The sequence below is a fragment of the Mesobacillus sp. S13 genome (assembly GCF_020422885.1).
GTDB lineage: Bacteria > Bacillota > Bacilli > Bacillales > Cytobacillaceae > Mesobacillus > Mesobacillus selenatarsenatis_A.
Map to the genome: position 1 here is coordinate 1,907,524 of NZ_CP084622.1, position 16,274 is coordinate 1,923,797.

General features: G+C 45.8%; 17 protein-coding genes. All 17 read left to right on the forward strand.

The annotated features are described in order from the left end of the window. Positions 1–23 precede the first annotated feature (23 nt). The 17 genes from LGO15_RS09515 to LGO15_RS09595 all read left to right on the forward strand — a co-directional run bounded on the left by LGO15_RS09515 (position 24) and on the right by LGO15_RS09595 (position 16,268). Positions 24–428 (forward strand): MerR family transcriptional regulator, encoded by a 405-nt coding sequence (locus LGO15_RS09515; RefSeq protein WP_167832912.1) that lies wholly within the window; start codon positions 24–26, stop codon positions 426–428. Between the two features lie 51 nt (positions 429–479). Continuing rightward, positions 480–1,820 carry a type I glutamate--ammonia ligase gene (gene glnA, locus LGO15_RS09520; protein WP_167832913.1) on the forward strand — a complete coding sequence of 447 codons (1,341 nt, stop codon included), beginning with the start codon at positions 480–482 and terminating at the stop codon, positions 1,818–1,820. 341 nt (positions 1,821–2,161) lie between these two features. Then, positions 2,162–3,487: a phenylacetate--CoA ligase family protein gene (locus tag LGO15_RS09525; protein ID WP_226087409.1), complete on the forward strand. Its 1,326-nt coding sequence runs from the start codon at positions 2,162–2,164 to the stop codon at positions 3,485–3,487. Between the two features lie 20 nt (positions 3,488–3,507). Next, a complete protein-coding gene (gene paaA, locus LGO15_RS09530; protein WP_226087410.1) occupies positions 3,508–4,467 on the forward strand; it encodes a 1,2-phenylacetyl-CoA epoxidase subunit PaaA in 960 nt (319 codons plus the stop codon). A gap of 59 nt (positions 4,468–4,526) precedes the next feature. Further along, positions 4,527–4,874, forward strand: a complete 348-nt coding sequence (paaB, locus tag LGO15_RS09535) for a 1,2-phenylacetyl-CoA epoxidase subunit PaaB (protein ID WP_226087411.1) — start codon at positions 4,527–4,529, stop codon at positions 4,872–4,874. After that, a complete protein-coding gene (gene paaC / locus LGO15_RS09540) occupies positions 4,871–5,689 on the forward strand; it encodes a 1,2-phenylacetyl-CoA epoxidase subunit PaaC (protein WP_226087860.1) in 819 nt (272 codons plus the stop codon). The genes paaB and paaC overlap by 4 nt, the downstream gene beginning before the upstream one ends. Before the next feature lie 6 nt (positions 5,690–5,695). Next, positions 5,696–6,178, forward strand: coding sequence for a 1,2-phenylacetyl-CoA epoxidase subunit PaaD (gene paaD, locus LGO15_RS09545; protein ID WP_167832918.1), 483 nt, complete (start codon positions 5,696–5,698; stop codon positions 6,176–6,178). 117 nt (positions 6,179–6,295) lie between these two features. Continuing rightward, positions 6,296–6,604 carry an EthD family reductase gene (locus tag LGO15_RS09550; RefSeq protein WP_041966625.1) on the forward strand — a complete coding sequence of 103 codons (309 nt, stop codon included), beginning with the start codon at positions 6,296–6,298 and terminating at the stop codon, positions 6,602–6,604. After that, positions 6,597–7,376: an enoyl-CoA hydratase-related protein gene (locus LGO15_RS09555; protein ID WP_167832919.1), complete on the forward strand. Its 780-nt coding sequence runs from the start codon at positions 6,597–6,599 to the stop codon at positions 7,374–7,376. The genes LGO15_RS09550 and LGO15_RS09555 overlap by 8 nt, the downstream gene beginning before the upstream one ends. A 14-nt stretch (positions 7,377–7,390) precedes the next feature. Beyond that, positions 7,391–8,164 carry an enoyl-CoA hydratase-related protein gene (locus tag LGO15_RS09560; protein ID WP_226087412.1) on the forward strand — a complete coding sequence of 258 codons (774 nt, stop codon included), beginning with the start codon at positions 7,391–7,393 and terminating at the stop codon, positions 8,162–8,164. A gap of 36 nt (positions 8,165–8,200) precedes the next feature. Continuing rightward, positions 8,201–9,718 carry an aldehyde dehydrogenase family protein gene (locus LGO15_RS09565; protein ID WP_226087413.1) on the forward strand — a complete coding sequence of 506 codons (1,518 nt, stop codon included), beginning with the start codon at positions 8,201–8,203 and terminating at the stop codon, positions 9,716–9,718. A gap of 67 nt (positions 9,719–9,785) precedes the next feature. Beyond that, positions 9,786–10,649, forward strand: coding sequence for a 3-hydroxyacyl-CoA dehydrogenase (locus LGO15_RS09570; RefSeq protein WP_413231380.1), 864 nt, complete (start codon positions 9,786–9,788; stop codon positions 10,647–10,649). An 11-nt stretch (positions 10,650–10,660) separates the two neighbouring features. Then, positions 10,661–11,869 (forward strand): 3-oxoadipyl-CoA thiolase, encoded by a 1,209-nt coding sequence (gene pcaF / locus LGO15_RS09575; protein WP_226087414.1) that lies wholly within the window; start codon positions 10,661–10,663, stop codon positions 11,867–11,869. Continuing rightward, on the forward strand, positions 11,870–12,646 hold the full coding sequence (locus tag LGO15_RS09580) for an enoyl-CoA hydratase-related protein (protein ID WP_226087415.1): 777 nt from the start codon (positions 11,870–11,872) through the stop codon (positions 12,644–12,646). Between the two features lie 131 nt (positions 12,647–12,777). Further along, the gene (gene paaX, locus LGO15_RS09585) at positions 12,778–13,653 is read left to right on the forward strand and encodes a phenylacetic acid degradation operon negative regulatory protein PaaX (protein WP_167832925.1); all 876 of its coding nucleotides are present in this window, start codon (positions 12,778–12,780) and stop codon (positions 13,651–13,653) included. Between the two features lie 844 nt (positions 13,654–14,497). Further along, positions 14,498–15,544 carry a P1 family peptidase gene (locus tag LGO15_RS09590; protein ID WP_226087416.1) on the forward strand — a complete coding sequence of 349 codons (1,047 nt, stop codon included), beginning with the start codon at positions 14,498–14,500 and terminating at the stop codon, positions 15,542–15,544. 49 nt (positions 15,545–15,593) lie between these two features. After that, positions 15,594–16,268, forward strand: a complete 675-nt coding sequence (locus LGO15_RS09595) for an NAD(P)H-dependent oxidoreductase (RefSeq protein WP_167832927.1) — start codon at positions 15,594–15,596, stop codon at positions 16,266–16,268. Positions 16,269–16,274 lie beyond the last annotated feature (6 nt).

The following is a 16,274-nucleotide window of genomic DNA, read 5'->3' on the forward strand; positions in this document are numbered from 1 at the left end:
TAAAAGGGAGGAGGAGAAATCATATGGGCGGAAGTGAAATTCGCCGGAATATGCCGCTCTTTAGTATTGGAATTGTCATGCAGCTGACAGATCTAACCGCAAGGCAAATTCGGTACTATGAAGAGCATGAATTGATTTCTCCGGCAAGAACAGAGGGCAATAAACGCCTCTTTTCCTTAAATGATATCGACAAGCTCCTAGAGATCAAAGACTTGATTGACCAGGGAGTCAATATGGCAGGCATCAAGAAGGTTTTCAATGTTCAACAACAGGCAAAACTAAGTGCCGCTGAGAAAAAACAGGCTGAAAAAACGAGAAGAGATCTTTCTGATTCTGAGTTGAGAAAACTGCTCAGGAAAGAGCTTCTCCAGGCAGGTCGTTTCAATAGGTCCACTGACCGCGGCGACATGTCGAGATTTTTCCATTAAGGATTTAAAAACTATTAATTCATTTGTTGAAAATTTTAGGAGGAAATTGGGATGGCAAAAAAGTTCACTAGAGAAGACATTATTCGTTTATCAAAAGAAGAAAATGTAAAATTCATCCGTCTGCAGTTCACAGACATTTTAGGAACAATCAAGAACGTAGAGATTCCAATCAGCCAGCTTGAAAAAGCTCTTGATAACAAAATGATGTTCGACGGATCTTCAATTGAAGGTTTCGTTCGTATCGAAGAATCTGATATGTACCTGATTCCTGACTTGGATACATGGGTGGTCTTCCCTTGGACAGCTGAAAAAGGTAAGGTTGCACGTTTGATTTGTGATATCAATAATGCTGATGGTACACCATTTGCTGGTGACCCGCGCGGTAACCTGAAGCGAATCCTGAAGGAAATGGAAGAGTTGGGCTTCACTAACTTCAATCTTGGGCCAGAACCGGAATTCTTCCTCTTCAAGCTTGATGTAAATGGCGAACCAACACTTGAATTGAATGATAACGGTGGATATTTTGACCTTGCGCCTACTGACCTTGGTGAAAACTGCCGCCGTGATATCGTGCTTGAGCTTGAAGAGATGGGCTTTGAAATTGAAGCATCACACCATGAGGTTGCTCCTGGACAGCACGAAATCGACTTCAAATATGCAGATGCTTTGACAGCTTGTGACCAGATCCAGACTTTCAAGCTAGTTGTTAAAACAATCGCTCGCAAACACGGCCTTCACGCAACATTCATGCCGAAACCATTGTTCGGAGTGAACGGATCCGGAATGCACTGCAATATGTCATTGTTCCGCAACGGCGAGAACTCATTCTTTGATCCTTCTGATAAAAAACTAGAGTTAAGCGAAACTGCTTACCAGTTCATCGCAGGAACACTGAAGCATGCTTCTGGATTTACAGCTGTAACAAACCCAACTGTAAACTCATATAAGCGTCTAGTACCTGGCTATGAAGCACCTTGCTATGTTGCATGGTCTGCCAAAAATCGTTCACCATTGATCCGTATTCCTGCATCTCGCGGAATGAGTACACGAGTTGAGGTCCGCAGTGTTGACCCAGCAGCAAACCCATACCTTGCAATGGCAGTATTGCTTGCAGCAGGTCTTGACGGAATCAAGAACAAAATGACTCCTCCAGCATCAGTAGACCGCAACATCTACGTGATGAACAAGGAAGAGCGCGTAGAAGAAGGAATCGACGATCTGCCGCCAACATTGGCAGCAGCCCTTGACCAGCTGAAAAAGAACGAAGTCATCAGCGCTGCACTCGGCGATCACATCCTAGAACACTTCATCGAAGCGAAAGAAATCGAATGGGATATGTTCAGAACTCAAGTTCACCCATGGGAACGCGAACAATACATGAGCATGTATTAATAGAAAAGAATGGCCTCCTGACTCTGTCAGGTGGTCATTTTTTTGCATAAGAAATGGCAATAATCGGCTGCCAGTAATCATTCTGCTTTTTATGAATCCCATACGAATCACCTCGAAATTAAGACGATATTTCCACAACCACTGCGTAAATTGCTGAAATTACGTTTTTCTCCCAATCCTCTGGTAAAGAAACTGTCGTCAAATATTAAAATTTTCAGAAAAATAATTGACTTTTTCCTATTTACACGTTATCTTTGTTTTAAAATATATAACACTTTTATTGTGTTACGATTATATAACGTTATATAAATAAAATTTTATGTAATACAGGGGGCGAAATCTTGATTTTACATGAAATCGAAACGAGCAGTCGTGAGGTCATTGAAGAAATTCAGCTCCAAAGACTCAAGACAGTAGTTGAGAAAATCGCTAATAGGGTGCCGTTCTACAAGAAGAAATTTGAGGACGCGAATTTTTCTCCTGAAATGCTAAATAGTCTGATAGATTTGGAAGCGCTTCCTTTCACCGAGAAGCAGGATTTGCGTAATCACTATCCTTTTGGGTTGTTCGCAGTTCCGCAAAGTGAATTGGTCAGGGTGCACGCCTCATCTGGAACGAGCGGGAAGCCGACGGTGGTTGGCTATACACAAAATGATATTGATATGTGGGGAGAGATTGTCGCCAGGTCAATTGCACTTGGTGGTGGTGAACCAGGCAATTTCCTTCAAAACGCTTATGGTTATGGACTTTTTACCGGTGGATTGGGCCTGCATTACGGTAGTGAAAAACTGGGAATGGTGACAGTGCCTGTTTCAGGTGGTAATACCCAAAGACAAATCATGTTAATAGAAGATTTTAAACCGCAAGTCATTTGCGGGACACCTTCTTATATCCTGAATATTGCTGAAACGATGGAGGAAATGGGCAAGGACCCGCGCGACACTTCCCTTAAGTACGGTATCTTCGGAGCTGAACCTTGGTCTGAAGAAATGAGAAAAACGCTAGAAGAGAAGCTCGGAATAAAGGCATGCGATATTTATGGACTGAGTGAAGTGATCGGGCCAGGTGTCGCTAATGAATGCCATGAAGCACAGGCAGGACTCCATGTTGCTGAGGATCATTTTTATGTGGAAGTCATTAACCCTGATACTCTGAAACCTGTTCCTGATGGGGAAGAAGGCGAACTGGTTTTTACCAGCCTGACAAAGGAAGCGTTTCCGGTCATCCGCTACCGGACTGGAGACATCGCTTCCATAACGAAGGAAAAATGCAGCTGTGGAAGAACGACAGTAAGGATGTCACGAGTCAAAGGACGTATTGATGACATGCTGATCATCAATGGAGTCAATGTCTTCCCTTCTCAGATTGAACATTGCTTGCTGGCAGTACCTGAACTTGCGCCGCATTACCAAATTCAAATTTTACAGAAGCGAACATTAAAGGTCCTGGAATTGCATGTTGAGATGAATGAGGAGTATTTCACGATGATCGGGGCGGATCCGATTTCTGATTCTGTTTACCAGCTGGAGAAGAGGATACAGTCATTGCTTAGAAGTCAGTGTCTGATCTCGATGGAAGTGCGTGTGCATCGACCAAAAACAATCCCCCGTTCTGAGGGAAAGGCAGTCCGGATTGTTGATAAAACGAAAGAACCGATTGGAACTTAAAACTTAAGGAGGAAAGCAGCATGGAAAACACAATTTCATTCGATCAGCTGACTGAAGAGGCGAAATATGAGCACTTCATGAAGCGGATCGAAGCTGGCGATAAGATTGAAGCAGAAGATTGGATGCCGGATGACTATCGAATGACACTGATCAAGCTGATATCCATGCACGGCATCAGTGAGATAATGGGCGCGCTCCCTGAAAAGGAATGGGTGCCGAAAGCCCCTTCCTTGAAAAGAAAGCTTGGGATCATGGCCAAGGTGCAGGATGAAATGGGCCACGGCCAACTTTTGTTAAGGGTAGCCGAGGATTTGATGAAACCGCTCGGGAAATCACGCGAGAACATCATTCATGATTTGCTTTCCGGCGACTTGAAATTCCACAATGTCTTCCACATGGAAGCTAAAACGTGGGGAGATGCGGGGTTGATTGGCTGGCTTGTCGATGGCGCCGCCATCATCTCCCAAACGAATATGCTTGATGCTTCCTACGGTCCGTATGCAAGAGCGCTGAAGCGAATTTGTGCCGAGGAGGTTTTCCACGCCCAGCATGGTGAGGCGATCATCATGGCGCTTGCCGAAGGAACCGATGAACAAAAAGCGATGATCCAGGATTCAATCGACAGATGGTGGGAAGCGCTTCTCATGTTCTTCGGACCGGCGGATGCGTCTACTACAGGAACTTCCAAACAGGATACAACCATTAAATACAGGATCAGAACGAAAACGAATGAGGAGCTCCGCCAGGACTTTTTTACAAAATATATTCCAAGAGTCCTGTCACTTGGCTTGAAGCTGCCAGATGAGACGATGCATTTTGACCAGGAGTCAGGCATGTGGCAATACAAGCAGCCAGATTGGAGCAAGTTCAAACAAATCATCAAGAATAATGGTCCGAAATCAAAGGATCGTTTAAGGCTGAGGGAAATCTCCTACAGTAATAACAAGTGGGTCATCGACGCATTAAGCGGTAAAGCTTAAAACAACTAGAAAACGTTATAGTAACAGTCCAGGAATATCACCGGAAAGGAGAGAGGATCATGTCTGGGAGTGGATTTTACCAGGAATTCGAAGTCTTCAGCAAGAGGACGGCAACTTCCCCGATGCAGTACCAGTTCTCATTGCTGGCACCGAACCATGAGCTGGCCCTTGTGATGGCCCAGGAAAATTTCATGAGACGGGAGCCAGTTGCCGATATTTGGGTCGTCAAGCGCGATGATGTCAGAAAGATGTCGCTTGAAGAGAGGCAAACATTGCAGAGGCTTGATAATAAGGATTACAGGAATACGAAAGGCTACGGCTATTTGAAAAAGAAATGGCGCCATTACGAGCAGGAAATGCTTGATGAAAAAGAGATCTTGTCATGGGGAGGGAAGCAGGAGAAATGAAATATGAACTAGAAGATGCGTTGAAAAATGAAGCCCTTCGTGACGCTGCAGTTGAGCTCCTGTTCCAGCTCGCAGATGATGATTTCATGATTGCCTACCGAGGTTCAGAATGGCTTGGGCTTGCCCCTCATATTGAAGAAGACGTCGCTTTTTCCTCAATCAGCCAGGATACAATGGGCCACGCGGCGATGTTCTATCAGCTTCTAAGCGACCTGGGAGCTGGGGATGCAGATCAGCTTGCCCATGCAAGGCCATCAGAAGAACGAAAGAATGCGATTTTACTAGAAAAAGTGAACGGACCGGGTACGTATTTGACTGAACCGCATTATGACTGGGCATTGGCGGTAGTAAGGAACTATTTTTACGCCCAGGCCAAGAAAGTGAAGATTGAATCACTGAAGAATTCATCCTACCAGCCATTGGCGGAGGCAGCAGTCAAAGTCAATATGGAACTTTACTACCATCTATTGCACTGGAAGACATGGTTCTCCCAGCTAGTGAGTGCCGGTGGAGAGGCAAGGCCGAGGATGGAAGAAGCGATAGCAAAAGTGTTTGATGAACTAGAAGGACTGTTCTCCATGGGTGATCAGGCCGAAGAGTTCACAAAACACCATTTGATAGATTCAGAGGAAGATTTAAGGACGAGATGGATTCAAATGATGTCACCTGTTTTTGAAAGCCTGGGTCTCAAGATGCCGGATCAATTCGGAATGAAAAGCGGAAATGGGCGAAATGGCGAGCATACAGCTGATTTGCAGGCTGCTTTGGATACTTTGGGCGAGGTCTATAGCTTCGATCCGGCAGCGAGCTGGTGATGCTTGATGCTAAGAGATAAAGTCATTGAAGCCTTGCAAGCTGTCAAAGACCCTGAAATCGACAGTGTATCGATTGTCGAGCTCGGCATGCTTGAGGAGCTGGAAATCCAAACAGACAAAGTCTTGATAAAGCTATTGCCGACCTTCATGGGCTGTCCGGCACTTGATATTATTAAAAACAATGTGATCAATACGGTATCGAGCGTTGAAGGAGTGGAAAACGTCGAAGTGAAATTCATTTTCCATCCTCCTTGGACTTCAGACCGGGTGACTGAGCTAGGCAGGGAAAAGCTAAAGGAATTTGGCATCGCACCGCCGCCAAGGCATATTGAGGAAACGGGCGAGTGGCAAGCTGATTGCCCTTACTGTGGATCCACCTATACGACAATGGAAAACCTTTTTGGCCCGACTGCCTGCCGCAGCATCCTATACTGCAAATCATGCAAAAACCCATTCGAAGCAATGAAACCTGTATCAACTTTGATGTGACGCCAAAGTCGAAAAAAGAAACTCTGGTGCCATATCAATTGATTAATAGCTTCAAGAAGCAAAGCATATATTCTATTTGGTCTATAAAAATTTGAAAAGAAAAGGGAGAGATTTTTAATGGTAAAACTAATCGCGATTTATAAGCATCCACAGGATAAAGAGGCATTTGACAAGCACTATTTTGAAACACACGCTCCACTGACTGCAAAAATCCCAGGACTTCGCAAAATGGAAGTGACTCGCATCGTCGGCAGCCCAATGGGTGGAGAGGGCAAATACTATTTAATGTGTGAAATGTACTATGACGACCATGAAGCATTAAAAGCTGGGATGAAATCTGCTGAAGGCAAAGCTTCTGGAAAGGATGTTATGAGTTTTGCGGGTGATCTGGTCACGATGATGATCGGTGAAGAAGTGAATGAATAAAAACTTTGAAATGATCGAAACGACTGTAAAAGGACAAATCGGATTAATCGAGCTGAACCGCCCGAAAGTCTTGAATGCCCTGAACAGGCAAATGGTTTCTGAAGTTCTTTCTGCTATGGAAGCATACGACAATGATCCCGCGGTGAAGGTCATTGTCCTCGCCGGAAAAGGAAGGGCATTCGCTGCAGGCGCAGATATCGATGAAATGATGGACGCGAATGCCATCAGCATGGAAACGTTGAATCAGTTCACCGACTGGGACCGGCTTGCCTGGATCAAGAAACCGGTCATCGGGGCTGTGCACGGGTTCGCGCTTGGAGGTGCTTTTGAATTGGCACTATGCTGCGATATGCTGTTCGCTGCTGAGACTGCAGAGTTTGGGTTTCCAGAAGTCAACCTTGGCGTGATGCCGGGAGCAGGCGGTACCCAGAGACTGACAAAGCTCGTCGGGAAAACGAAGGCAATGGAATGGATTCTTAGCGGCAAGCGTATTACCGCAAAGGAAGCCTTGCATTATGGAATCATCAATTCAACTTTTGCAGAGGAAGTATTGATGGAAGAAACCCTGAAGTTTGCGCATACAATCGCAAAACAGGCGCCAATTGCCGTCAGGCTGATCAAGGAGTCTGTACTTAAAGCGGTCGATTACCCTTTATATGAAGGCATGCAATATGAGCGCAAGAACTTCTATATGCTTTTTGCGACAGAAGATCAGAAGGAAGGCATGAGGGCTTTCAAAGAAAAACGAAAGCCAGATTTTAAAGGGAAATAAGGGGGTACATATCTGTGTTTGAAACCGTTTTATATGAAGTGCGGAATCAGGTAGCCTACATCACCCTGAACCGTCCTGATAAATTGAATGCCTTCACTCAGCAGTTGAACAAGGAAATCCAGAGTGCAATCAAGTCTGCATCCCGCGATAAAGAAGTAAGAGCACTGGTGATCACAGGTGCAGGCAGAGCTTTTTGCTCCGGGGAGGACCTGGCTGGTGTATCCGATGAGATGGACCACGGTGAGGTGCTTCGCAAACGCTATAATCCAATGCTGATGGAGCTAAACCGTTGTGAAAAGCCTGTGATAGCAGCTGTCAATGGTGTGGCGGCAGGAGCCGGGATGAGCCTTGCGCTCGCCTGTGATTTCCGGATTGCTTCTGAAAAAGCTAGTTTTGTAGAAGCGTTTATCCATGTCGGCCTTGTGCCTGATGCCGGCAATCTGTATTATCTTCCACGGCTTATCGGCCATGCAAAAGCGATGGAGCTTGCTGTATTTGGGGAGAAAATACCGGCAGATAAGGCAAAGGATCTTGGTCTTGTTACGGAAGTCTATTCATTGGACAACTGGAACGACCATGTCGCTTCATTTGCAGAAAGACTGGCCAATATGCCAACGAAGGCAATCGGCCTGATCAAGAGGAACTTGAAGGCGAGCTGGGATTCAAGTATTGAGGAATTTCTGGAAAGAGATGCCCAGAGCCAGAGAATTGCAGGGCAATCTGCCGACCATAAGGAAGGCGTCCAGGCATTCATGGAAAAAAGAAAACCCGTATTCAAAGGTGAATAAGGAAAGTATTCAATCTACTTAAAGGAGATGTTAAGCGTGACAACAGTAAAAGAGCAAAAATTCGAAGCAATGGCAGTAAAACGCGAGACATATCAATTGATCATCAATGGAGTTCGCCAGGACAGCGTAAATGGTGAAACGTACAAAGTCTACAATCCAGCGACAGGCGCGGAAGTTGCAACTGTGGCCAAGGCATCAAAGGAAGATGCAGAACTTGCAGTCCAGGCGGCGAGAAATGCGTTCGACTTCGGAAAGTGGCGTCATTTCCCTGTGAACAAGCGCTCTCGCACACTGAATAAAATCGCTTCAATTATGCGGTCCAGGTTCAATGAGCTAGTAGAGTTGGAGATTCTTGATACAGGTAAATCACTCGCTGCAGCGCAGGGACAAGTAATGCAGGCGATTGAGGACTTTGAATTTTACGCAGGTGCCATCGTCAGCCACCGCGGTGCAGTAAACAGCATGCCTGGTGCATTCCAGAATATCACCGAAAAAGAACCTGTCGGCGTTTGTGCCCAAATCATTCCTTGGAACTATCCAATGATGATGGCAGCGTGGAAAATCGCCCCAGCGATCGCAGTTGGCTGCTCCGTTGTAGTTAAACCAGCTTCATTAACACCGCTGACTGCCATTGTCCTTGGTGAGATTTGTATTGAAGCAGGCGTTCCGGAAGGCGTAGTGAATGTCATTCCTGGTTCAGGTTCTGTTGTGGGCAACTATCTAGTTGAACATGAAAAAGTCGACAAAGTTGCGTTCACAGGATCCACGCCTATCGGTAAGGATATCATGGCGAGAGCTTCCCAAACGTTAAAGCGCGTGACCCTTGAACTTGGCGGAAAGTCACCGAGCATCGTTTTTGAAGATGCGGATGTGGATGCTGCCGTAGCAGGTTCTCTTTTCGGGATCTTCTACAATACAGGACAATCATGTGAAGCGCGTTCTCGTTTGTATGTACATGAGGATGTATACGATGAGTTCATGGAGAAATTCGTCGCAAAAACAAAGCAGCTTAAGCTTGGCAATCCATTTGATAAAGAAACGCATGTTGGTGCTGTCATCAGCCAGGAGCAAATGAATGTAATCGACGGCTATGTGAAATCCGCGGTCGAAGATGGAGCACAAGTTCTGACAGGCGGTAAGGCTGCGAGTCTTGAAGGCTATGAAAATGGCTACTGGTATGAGCCTACCATCATCGCTGAAACAGATCACAGCATGAAAGCTGTGAACGAAGAAATCTTCGGGCCAGTTGTCGTGGTCATGAAATTCAAGGATGAAAAGGAAGCAGTCAAACTGGCAAATGACAGTGAATATGGACTTGGATCTGCGATCTGGACAAAGGACTACGGCCGTGCAACAAGGGTATCAAAGCAAATCCAGGCAGGTATCGTCATGGTAAACTGCCCGTTCTCCGCTTTCCCTGGCACACCGTTCGGCGGCTACAAACAATCCGGGTTCGGCCGCGAACTTTGCATCGAAACACTGGACTTATATACAGAAACAAAGAGTATCGTCTCTTACTACGGCAGCCGCCCGCTAAATCCGTTTAACGTCTAATCACGAGGCGAGCACTCTATGATCCGGGTGCTCGCCTTTCAATTTTTATGATCAGGAGGAGTATATAATGAAGAAACTCGTCGTAATCGGTTCTGGCGTTATGGGCAGAGGCATCGCATACGTCAGCTGCATAGGCGGATTCGAGACCGTACTGATTGATGTGGAAGAAAAACAGCTTCTTAACGCCGAACAAGAAATCAACAGCATATTTGAAAAAGGGATTGCTCGAGGTAAAGTAACGATAGACGATGCAGAAACTGCCAAGGCAAGGTTAAAATATTCAAACTTCCTTGCCGAGAACGTGAGGGATGCGGATTTGATTATCGAGGCAGTACCTGAAAAGATCGATATCAAGAAAACGATCTTTGAAGTGATTGACCAGCACGCGCCAGAACATTGCTTGTTTGCGTCTAATACTTCGACTATGAGCCCGACAGAAATTGCTTCTTTTACGAAGCGACCTGAAAAGGTCATTGCGATGCATTTCTTTAACCCGGTGCATAAAATGCCGCTTGTTGAGATTATTCGTGGTCTTGAAACGAGCGATGAAACAGCAGAAGCAATCCAGAATGCTGCAATCCAAATGGGCAAGGAAACTGTCATCATCAATGAATTTCCTGGCTTTGTCACAAGCCGGATCAGCGCGCTTGTTGGCAATGAGGCATTTTACATGCTACAAGAAGGATTGGGCTCTCCAGAAGATATCGACAAAGCCATCAAGCTAGGGTTGAATTACCCGATGGGCCCGTTCGAATTGGGTGATCTGGTAGGTCTTGATACTCGTCTGAACAATTTGAAATACCTGCATGAGAAGCTCGGTGAAAAATACCGCCCGGCTCCATTGCTAGAGCAATATGTAAAAGCAGGCCGCCTTGGCAGGAAGACCGGGCGCGGTGTGTACGATTATAGAGAGTCAGTTACCACGAAATAAGGGGGATGGCAATGAGAGAAGTTGTAATTGTCGATGCAGTCAGGACACCTATTGGAAGATACAACGGCAGCCTCCGTCAAATCCGTCCGGATGATTTAGGGGCAATTGTCATCAAAGCATTGGTCGAACGCAATCCTGGCGTGCCTGCAGCTGAAATTGAAGAAGTAGTTCTGGGCAATGCGAACCAGGCAGGCGAAGATAACCGGAATGTCGCAAGAATGTCCGGACTTTTGGCGGGACTGCCTGTAGAGGTTGCTGGGACCACCATCAACCGATTATGCGGGTCCGGCCTGGATGCAGTCAACTATGCGGCCAGAGCAATTTTAGCAGGAGAAGGTGACATCTTCATTGCCGGCGGGACGGAAAGCATGACAAGGGCGCCATTCGTGATGGCGAAGCCGGAAAAGGATTTTCCACGTGGCAATATGGAGATGTTCGACACGACCATTGGCTGGCGTTTCGTCAATAGCAAACTGAAGGAAATGTATGGAACAGACAGCATGCCAGAGACAGCAGAGAATGTCGCGAAAAAGTATGGCATCTCAAGGGAAGCACAGGACGAATTTGCTGCAGAAAGCCAGCTGCGTGCACAAAATGCGATTGAAGCCGGGCGATTTGAAAACGAAATCGTTCCAGTTGTTTATGAAGATAAAAAGGGAAACAAGACGGTAATTGACCGTGACGAACATCCACGGCCCGGAACGAAGGTTGAAAAACTGGCAAAGTTGAAGCCTTTATTCATGGATGGGACGGTCACTGCGGGCAATGCATCTGGTGTGAATGACGGTGCATCGGCTTTGTTATTGATGAGTCGTGAGAAAGCAGAAGAACTTGGATTGAAGCCGCTGGCTAAATATATTGTGTCAGCGACAGCTGGGTTGGAGCCTTCGATCATGGGGATGGGTCCTGTTTATGCGGTCCAAAAGGCTTTGAAGCGGGCCAATTTAACCGTAAGGGATATGGACCTGATTGAATTGAATGAGGCGTTCGCTGCCCAGTCCCTAGGATGCATCCAGGAGCTGGAACTTGACCAATCCAAGGTAAATGTAAATGGAGGAGCAATAGCATTCGGCCATCCGCTTGGTGCAAGTGGTGCCCGGATATTGACAACCCTTTTATATGAAATGAAAAAGCGGGATTCCAAATACGGACTTGCGACTATGTGTGTCGGTGTAGGCCAGGGAATCGCCACAATTATCGAGAATATAGGAGAGAAATAGATGGACAACATAAAATTCCAGAAAGAGCAGCATATTGCATATGTGACGATCGACCGCCCAGAATCACTGAACTGCTTCAATTATGAGACTCTTCGGGAACTCGGGGATTTAGTAGACAGTCTGCATACAGATAGCGACGTCCGAGTGGTCATTTTTACCGGTGCAGGCGAGAAAGCCTTCAGCGCAGGAGCGGACTTGAAGGAAAGGAAGCATCTTACTGAGGAAGAAGTGCGACGGAATGTGAAGAAGATTCGTGATGTATTCAGTGCAATCGCTGAACTTCCGCATCCAACGATTGCTGCAGTTAACGGCTTTGCCTTTGGCGGCGGCTTCGAATTGATGCTTGCCTGCGATTTTAAAATTGCCGCAGACAGTGCCTTAATGGGGATGACGGAAGTTAGCTGGGGAATCATTCCGGGGGCAGGGGGAACACAGCGCCTTTCAAGGCTGATTGGTGAGATGAAAGCGAAGGAGTTGATTTTTACAGCTAGAAAAATTTCTGCTGAGAAAGCTTTTGAACTCGGGATTCTTACTGCTGTGGAATCAAAAGAGAATGTTATCAGAGCCAGCAAGGAACTAGCCGGAGAAATCCTCCAGAATGCACCGATTGCAGTAAGGCAGGCGAAGTATGCCATCCAGCATGGCAGCAGCACCGACCTGCAGACTGGTCTGGCAATTGAGTCCAAAGCTTATGAAGTAACGATTCCAACCAAGGACCGTGTTGAAGCACTGAATGCCTTCAGTGAAAAACGCAAGCCTGTTTTTACTGCTCAATAATCCATAGGGAGAAATCCCTATGGTTTTTTCGCTTTTTGAGTAAAAAGTTTTTGCAAAATAATGATTATACTGTAAAATGTTCTATAACGGTTTTATTACGTACAATAAAAACGGACGAGGATGACATAAGCTTGAATACTAGATCAATGATTTTTACCTTATACGGTGACTATATCTCCCATTATGGGAGTAAGATTTGGATTGGCAGCCTGATTCGGCTGCTGAATGAATTTGGCCACAATGACCAATCGGTGAGAGCGGCGATTTCCCGCATGAACAAGCAAGGCTGGGTACAGGCCGAAAAGATTGGCAACAAGAGTTATTATTCTCTGACTCCTCGCGGCCAAAAAAGGATCGACGAGGCAGGCAAGCGTATCTTTAAATTGAAGCCAGAGGAATGGGACGGAAAATGGAGAATCCTTATGTACACGATTCCTGAGGAAATCCGCAATGTTCGTGACGAGCTGCGTAAAGAACTGATTTGGAGCGGATTCGGTTCGATGTCGAACAGTTTCTGGATTTCAGCCAATAATCTCGAAAGACAAGTCAGGGATCTGATCGAGAAATACGAAATCGAGCAATATGTTGATTTCTTTGTTGCTGAGTACAAAGGGCCGCATGAAAATCTGCGCCTAGTCGAAAAAAGCTGGGACCTGAAGGAGATCAATGCGAAGTACCAGGAATTTATCAGTGAGTACAGCCAGAAATACATCATTGATAAAAACAAAATCCAGAAGGGCAGCATGTCTGACGCAGAATGCTTCGTCGAACGCACGAAGCTGGTCCATGAATACAGGAAGTTCCTCTTCTTCGACCCGGGCCTTCCTGAGGAGCTTTTGCCGGAAAAATGGCTCGGAAGCCACGCTGCCGCATTGTTCAGCGAATACTACAAAGAGCTAGCAGAACCCGCATCCCGCTTTTTCGAATCCGTCTTCAAAGAAGGAAACGAAATCAAACATAAAGACGTGGACTATAACGTAATGGACCACCCATATATACTAGAATAGCAACAAGCCATCCTTGCATAGTCTTGGATGGCTTTCTTTCATCATATTCGAAGGTTAAGCACTTTAGGTTCTGGCAGGTTGGTAATGGAAAGAGGAAAAGCTGTCAAAAGAAGAGGTAACTTAATACAGGTTTGGTGTCAAACGGAGCAAAGCTGTCAAAAGAAAGCCGAACTTAAGACAGGTTTGGCATCAAACGGAGCAAAGCTGTCAGAAGAAAGCCCGACTTAAGACAGGTTTGGCATCAAATGGAGCAAAGCTGTCAAAAGAAAGCCCGACTTAAGACAGGTTTGGCATCAAACGCAGCAAAGCTGTCAAAAGAAGGAGCAACTTAAGACAGGTTTGGCATCAAATGGAGCAAAGCTGTCAAAAGAAAGCCGAACTTAAGACAGGTTTGGCATCAAATGGAGCAAAGCTGTCAAAAGAAAGCCCGACTTAAGACAGCTTTGGCATCAAACGGAGCAAAGCTGTCAAAAGAAAGCCGAACTTAAGACAGGTTTGGCACCAAATGCAGCAAAGCTGTCAAAAGAAAGCCCAACTTCAGACAGGTTTGGCTTCAAACACAGCAAAGCTGTCAAAAGAAAGCCCGACTTAAGACAGGTTTGGCATCAAACGCAGCAAAGCTGTCAAAAGAAAGCTCAACTTAAAACAGGTTTGGGTTAAAACACAGTGAAGCTGTCAAAAGAAAGCCCGACTTAAGACAGGTTTGATGCCAAAAGATGAAAAGCTGTCAGAAGTGGTTGCGAATTAGAAATGTTCGGACGCCCCGGGTATGTCTGAAGCTAACCTCATTTGTTTAGCGTTACAGACGTGATCTTTCGAAAATAGCAGTCCTAGGAGGAATCATATGAAAGTTCGAGACAGAGGCATTATCATTGGCAAAATGTCACCGGGGATCAATAACTGTATAACCGATGTGCCGGGTGTGAAGGTTGGCCATGTGACACTGGATTTCCCACTGGATGACAAAGGTGAGGAGTATGCATGTACCGGTGTGACAGCAATCCTGCCGCATGGCGGTAATTTATTCAAAGAGAAAGTTACGGCGGCTAGCTACGTGCTTAATGGTTTTGGCAAAACGACGGGACTGGTACAGGTGAATGAACTTGGCACAATTGAGTCGCCAATTATGCTGACAAATACATTTGGAGTGCCGGCTGTTACCCAGGGCACGCTGGAGTATATGCTTGCCCAAAATGAAGAGATTGGCGAGACGACAGGCACGATCAATATTGTCGTCGGAGAATGCAATGACAGCCATTTAAACTCAATCCGACTTTTTCCGGTAAAGCCCGAGCATGCGATACAAGCAATAGAGAAATCTTCGGCGAATCCGGCAGAGGAAGGGGCAGTCGGAGCAGGAAAAGGAATGGTCTGCTTTGGGCATAAAGGAGGCATTGGGACAGCATCAAGAATGATTGAATCTGACGTTTCTTATACGATAGCCTGTCTGGTGCTCAGCAATTTTGGCAAAAAAGAAGAATTCTTGGCAGGGAACTACGGTGCTGAATCAACGAAATCAGGACTATCCGAGACAGCGGACGGTTCCATTATCATCATCCTTGCAACCGATGCCCCCTTAAGCGAGCGCCAGTTGTTGCGCCTTGCAAAGAGATGTGGAATCGGCCTTGGCAGGACCGGAAGTCATTTCAGTCATGGAAGCGGTGATATCGTGATCGCTTTTTCAACTTCCAATAAAACGATGCATGATTCAGACGATCTCTTGCAAACAAGCAGGACCATAAGAGATGACCATCACTCGATGAACGAACTCTTCACGGCTTCAGCAGAAGTATCAGAAGAAGCCATCCTGAATTCATTATCCCAGGCTGAGCCAACTAAAGGGAGAAAAGGCAGAGTAATAGAGGCATACCCTTTTTCTAGGCAATTTTAAAAGAAATATGATAAGTTTAAAAAAACAAAACTTGGAAGGAGAGATACATATGCGAGACAAAGAGACTTTGAAGCAGGAGATTCTTGATGCTTTCAACTTTAGGCATGCGACAAAGGAATTCGATCCAGGCAAAAAGATTCCAGAGGAAGACTTCCGCTTTATTCTGGAGACAGGCCAGTTATCTCCAAGCTCTTTTGGTTTTGAACCTTGGCGTTTTCTAGTCGTCCAGAGTGAAGAGCTTCGCGAGAAAGTTAAGAATACTGCATGGGGAGCGTTTGGCAAGCTTCCGGAAGCAAGCCATTTTGTGATTATCCTTGCGAGGACGAAAGTCGATACTAAATATGATTCTGAATATCTTCAGGATCATTTTAGAAACAAGAAAAAGATGCCTGAGGAATTCATGGCGAATTATCTCAAGCGAATCGAGGAATTCCAGAAGTCTGATTTTAAATTGCTCGAAGGAGACCGCCCGCTGTTTGATTGGGCTTGCAAGCAAACCTATATCGTATTAGCCAACATGATGACGGCGGCAGCGCAAATCGGAATTGATTCCTGTCCAATAGAGGGCTTCAATTTTGAAAACATGAACAAACTTTTGGAGGAAGAGGGATTGCTTGAAGAGGGCCATTTCGGTATTTCCGTAATGTGTGCGTTCGGCTATCGTGTAAAAGAACCGAATCCAAAGACAAGAAGACCATTGGATGATATCGTCAAATGGGTATAAGAGAGT

What these genes read in the sequence shown, in the direction of transcription:
- LGO15_RS09515 (WP_167832912.1), top strand. Translation starts at nt 24, where the DNA reads ATGGGCGGAAGTGAAATTCGCCGGAATATGCCGCTCTTTAGTATTGGA.
- glnA (WP_167832913.1), top strand. Translation starts at nt 480, where the DNA reads ATGGCAAAAAAGTTCACTAGAGAAGACATTATTCGTTTATCAAAAGAA.
- paaA (WP_226087410.1), top strand. Translation starts at nt 3,508, where the DNA reads ATGGAAAACACAATTTCATTCGATCAGCTGACTGAAGAGGCGAAATAT.
- paaB (WP_226087411.1), top strand. Translation starts at nt 4,527, where the DNA reads ATGTCTGGGAGTGGATTTTACCAGGAATTCGAAGTCTTCAGCAAGAGG.
- paaC (WP_226087860.1), top strand. Translation starts at nt 4,871, where the DNA reads ATGAAATATGAACTAGAAGATGCGTTGAAAAATGAAGCCCTTCGTGAC.
- paaD (WP_167832918.1), top strand. Translation starts at nt 5,696, where the DNA reads ATGCTAAGAGATAAAGTCATTGAAGCCTTGCAAGCTGTCAAAGACCCT.
- LGO15_RS09550 (WP_041966625.1), top strand. Translation starts at nt 6,296, where the DNA reads ATGGTAAAACTAATCGCGATTTATAAGCATCCACAGGATAAAGAGGCA.
- LGO15_RS09555 (WP_167832919.1), top strand. Translation starts at nt 6,597, where the DNA reads ATGAATAAAAACTTTGAAATGATCGAAACGACTGTAAAAGGACAAATC.
- LGO15_RS09570 (WP_413231380.1), top strand. Translation starts at nt 9,786, where the DNA reads ATGAAGAAACTCGTCGTAATCGGTTCTGGCGTTATGGGCAGAGGCATC.
- pcaF (WP_226087414.1), top strand. Translation starts at nt 10,661, where the DNA reads ATGAGAGAAGTTGTAATTGTCGATGCAGTCAGGACACCTATTGGAAGA.
- LGO15_RS09580 (WP_226087415.1), top strand. Translation starts at nt 11,870, where the DNA reads ATGGACAACATAAAATTCCAGAAAGAGCAGCATATTGCATATGTGACG.
- LGO15_RS09590 (WP_226087416.1), top strand. Translation starts at nt 14,498, where the DNA reads ATGAAAGTTCGAGACAGAGGCATTATCATTGGCAAAATGTCACCGGGG.
- LGO15_RS09595 (WP_167832927.1), top strand. Translation starts at nt 15,594, where the DNA reads ATGCGAGACAAAGAGACTTTGAAGCAGGAGATTCTTGATGCTTTCAAC.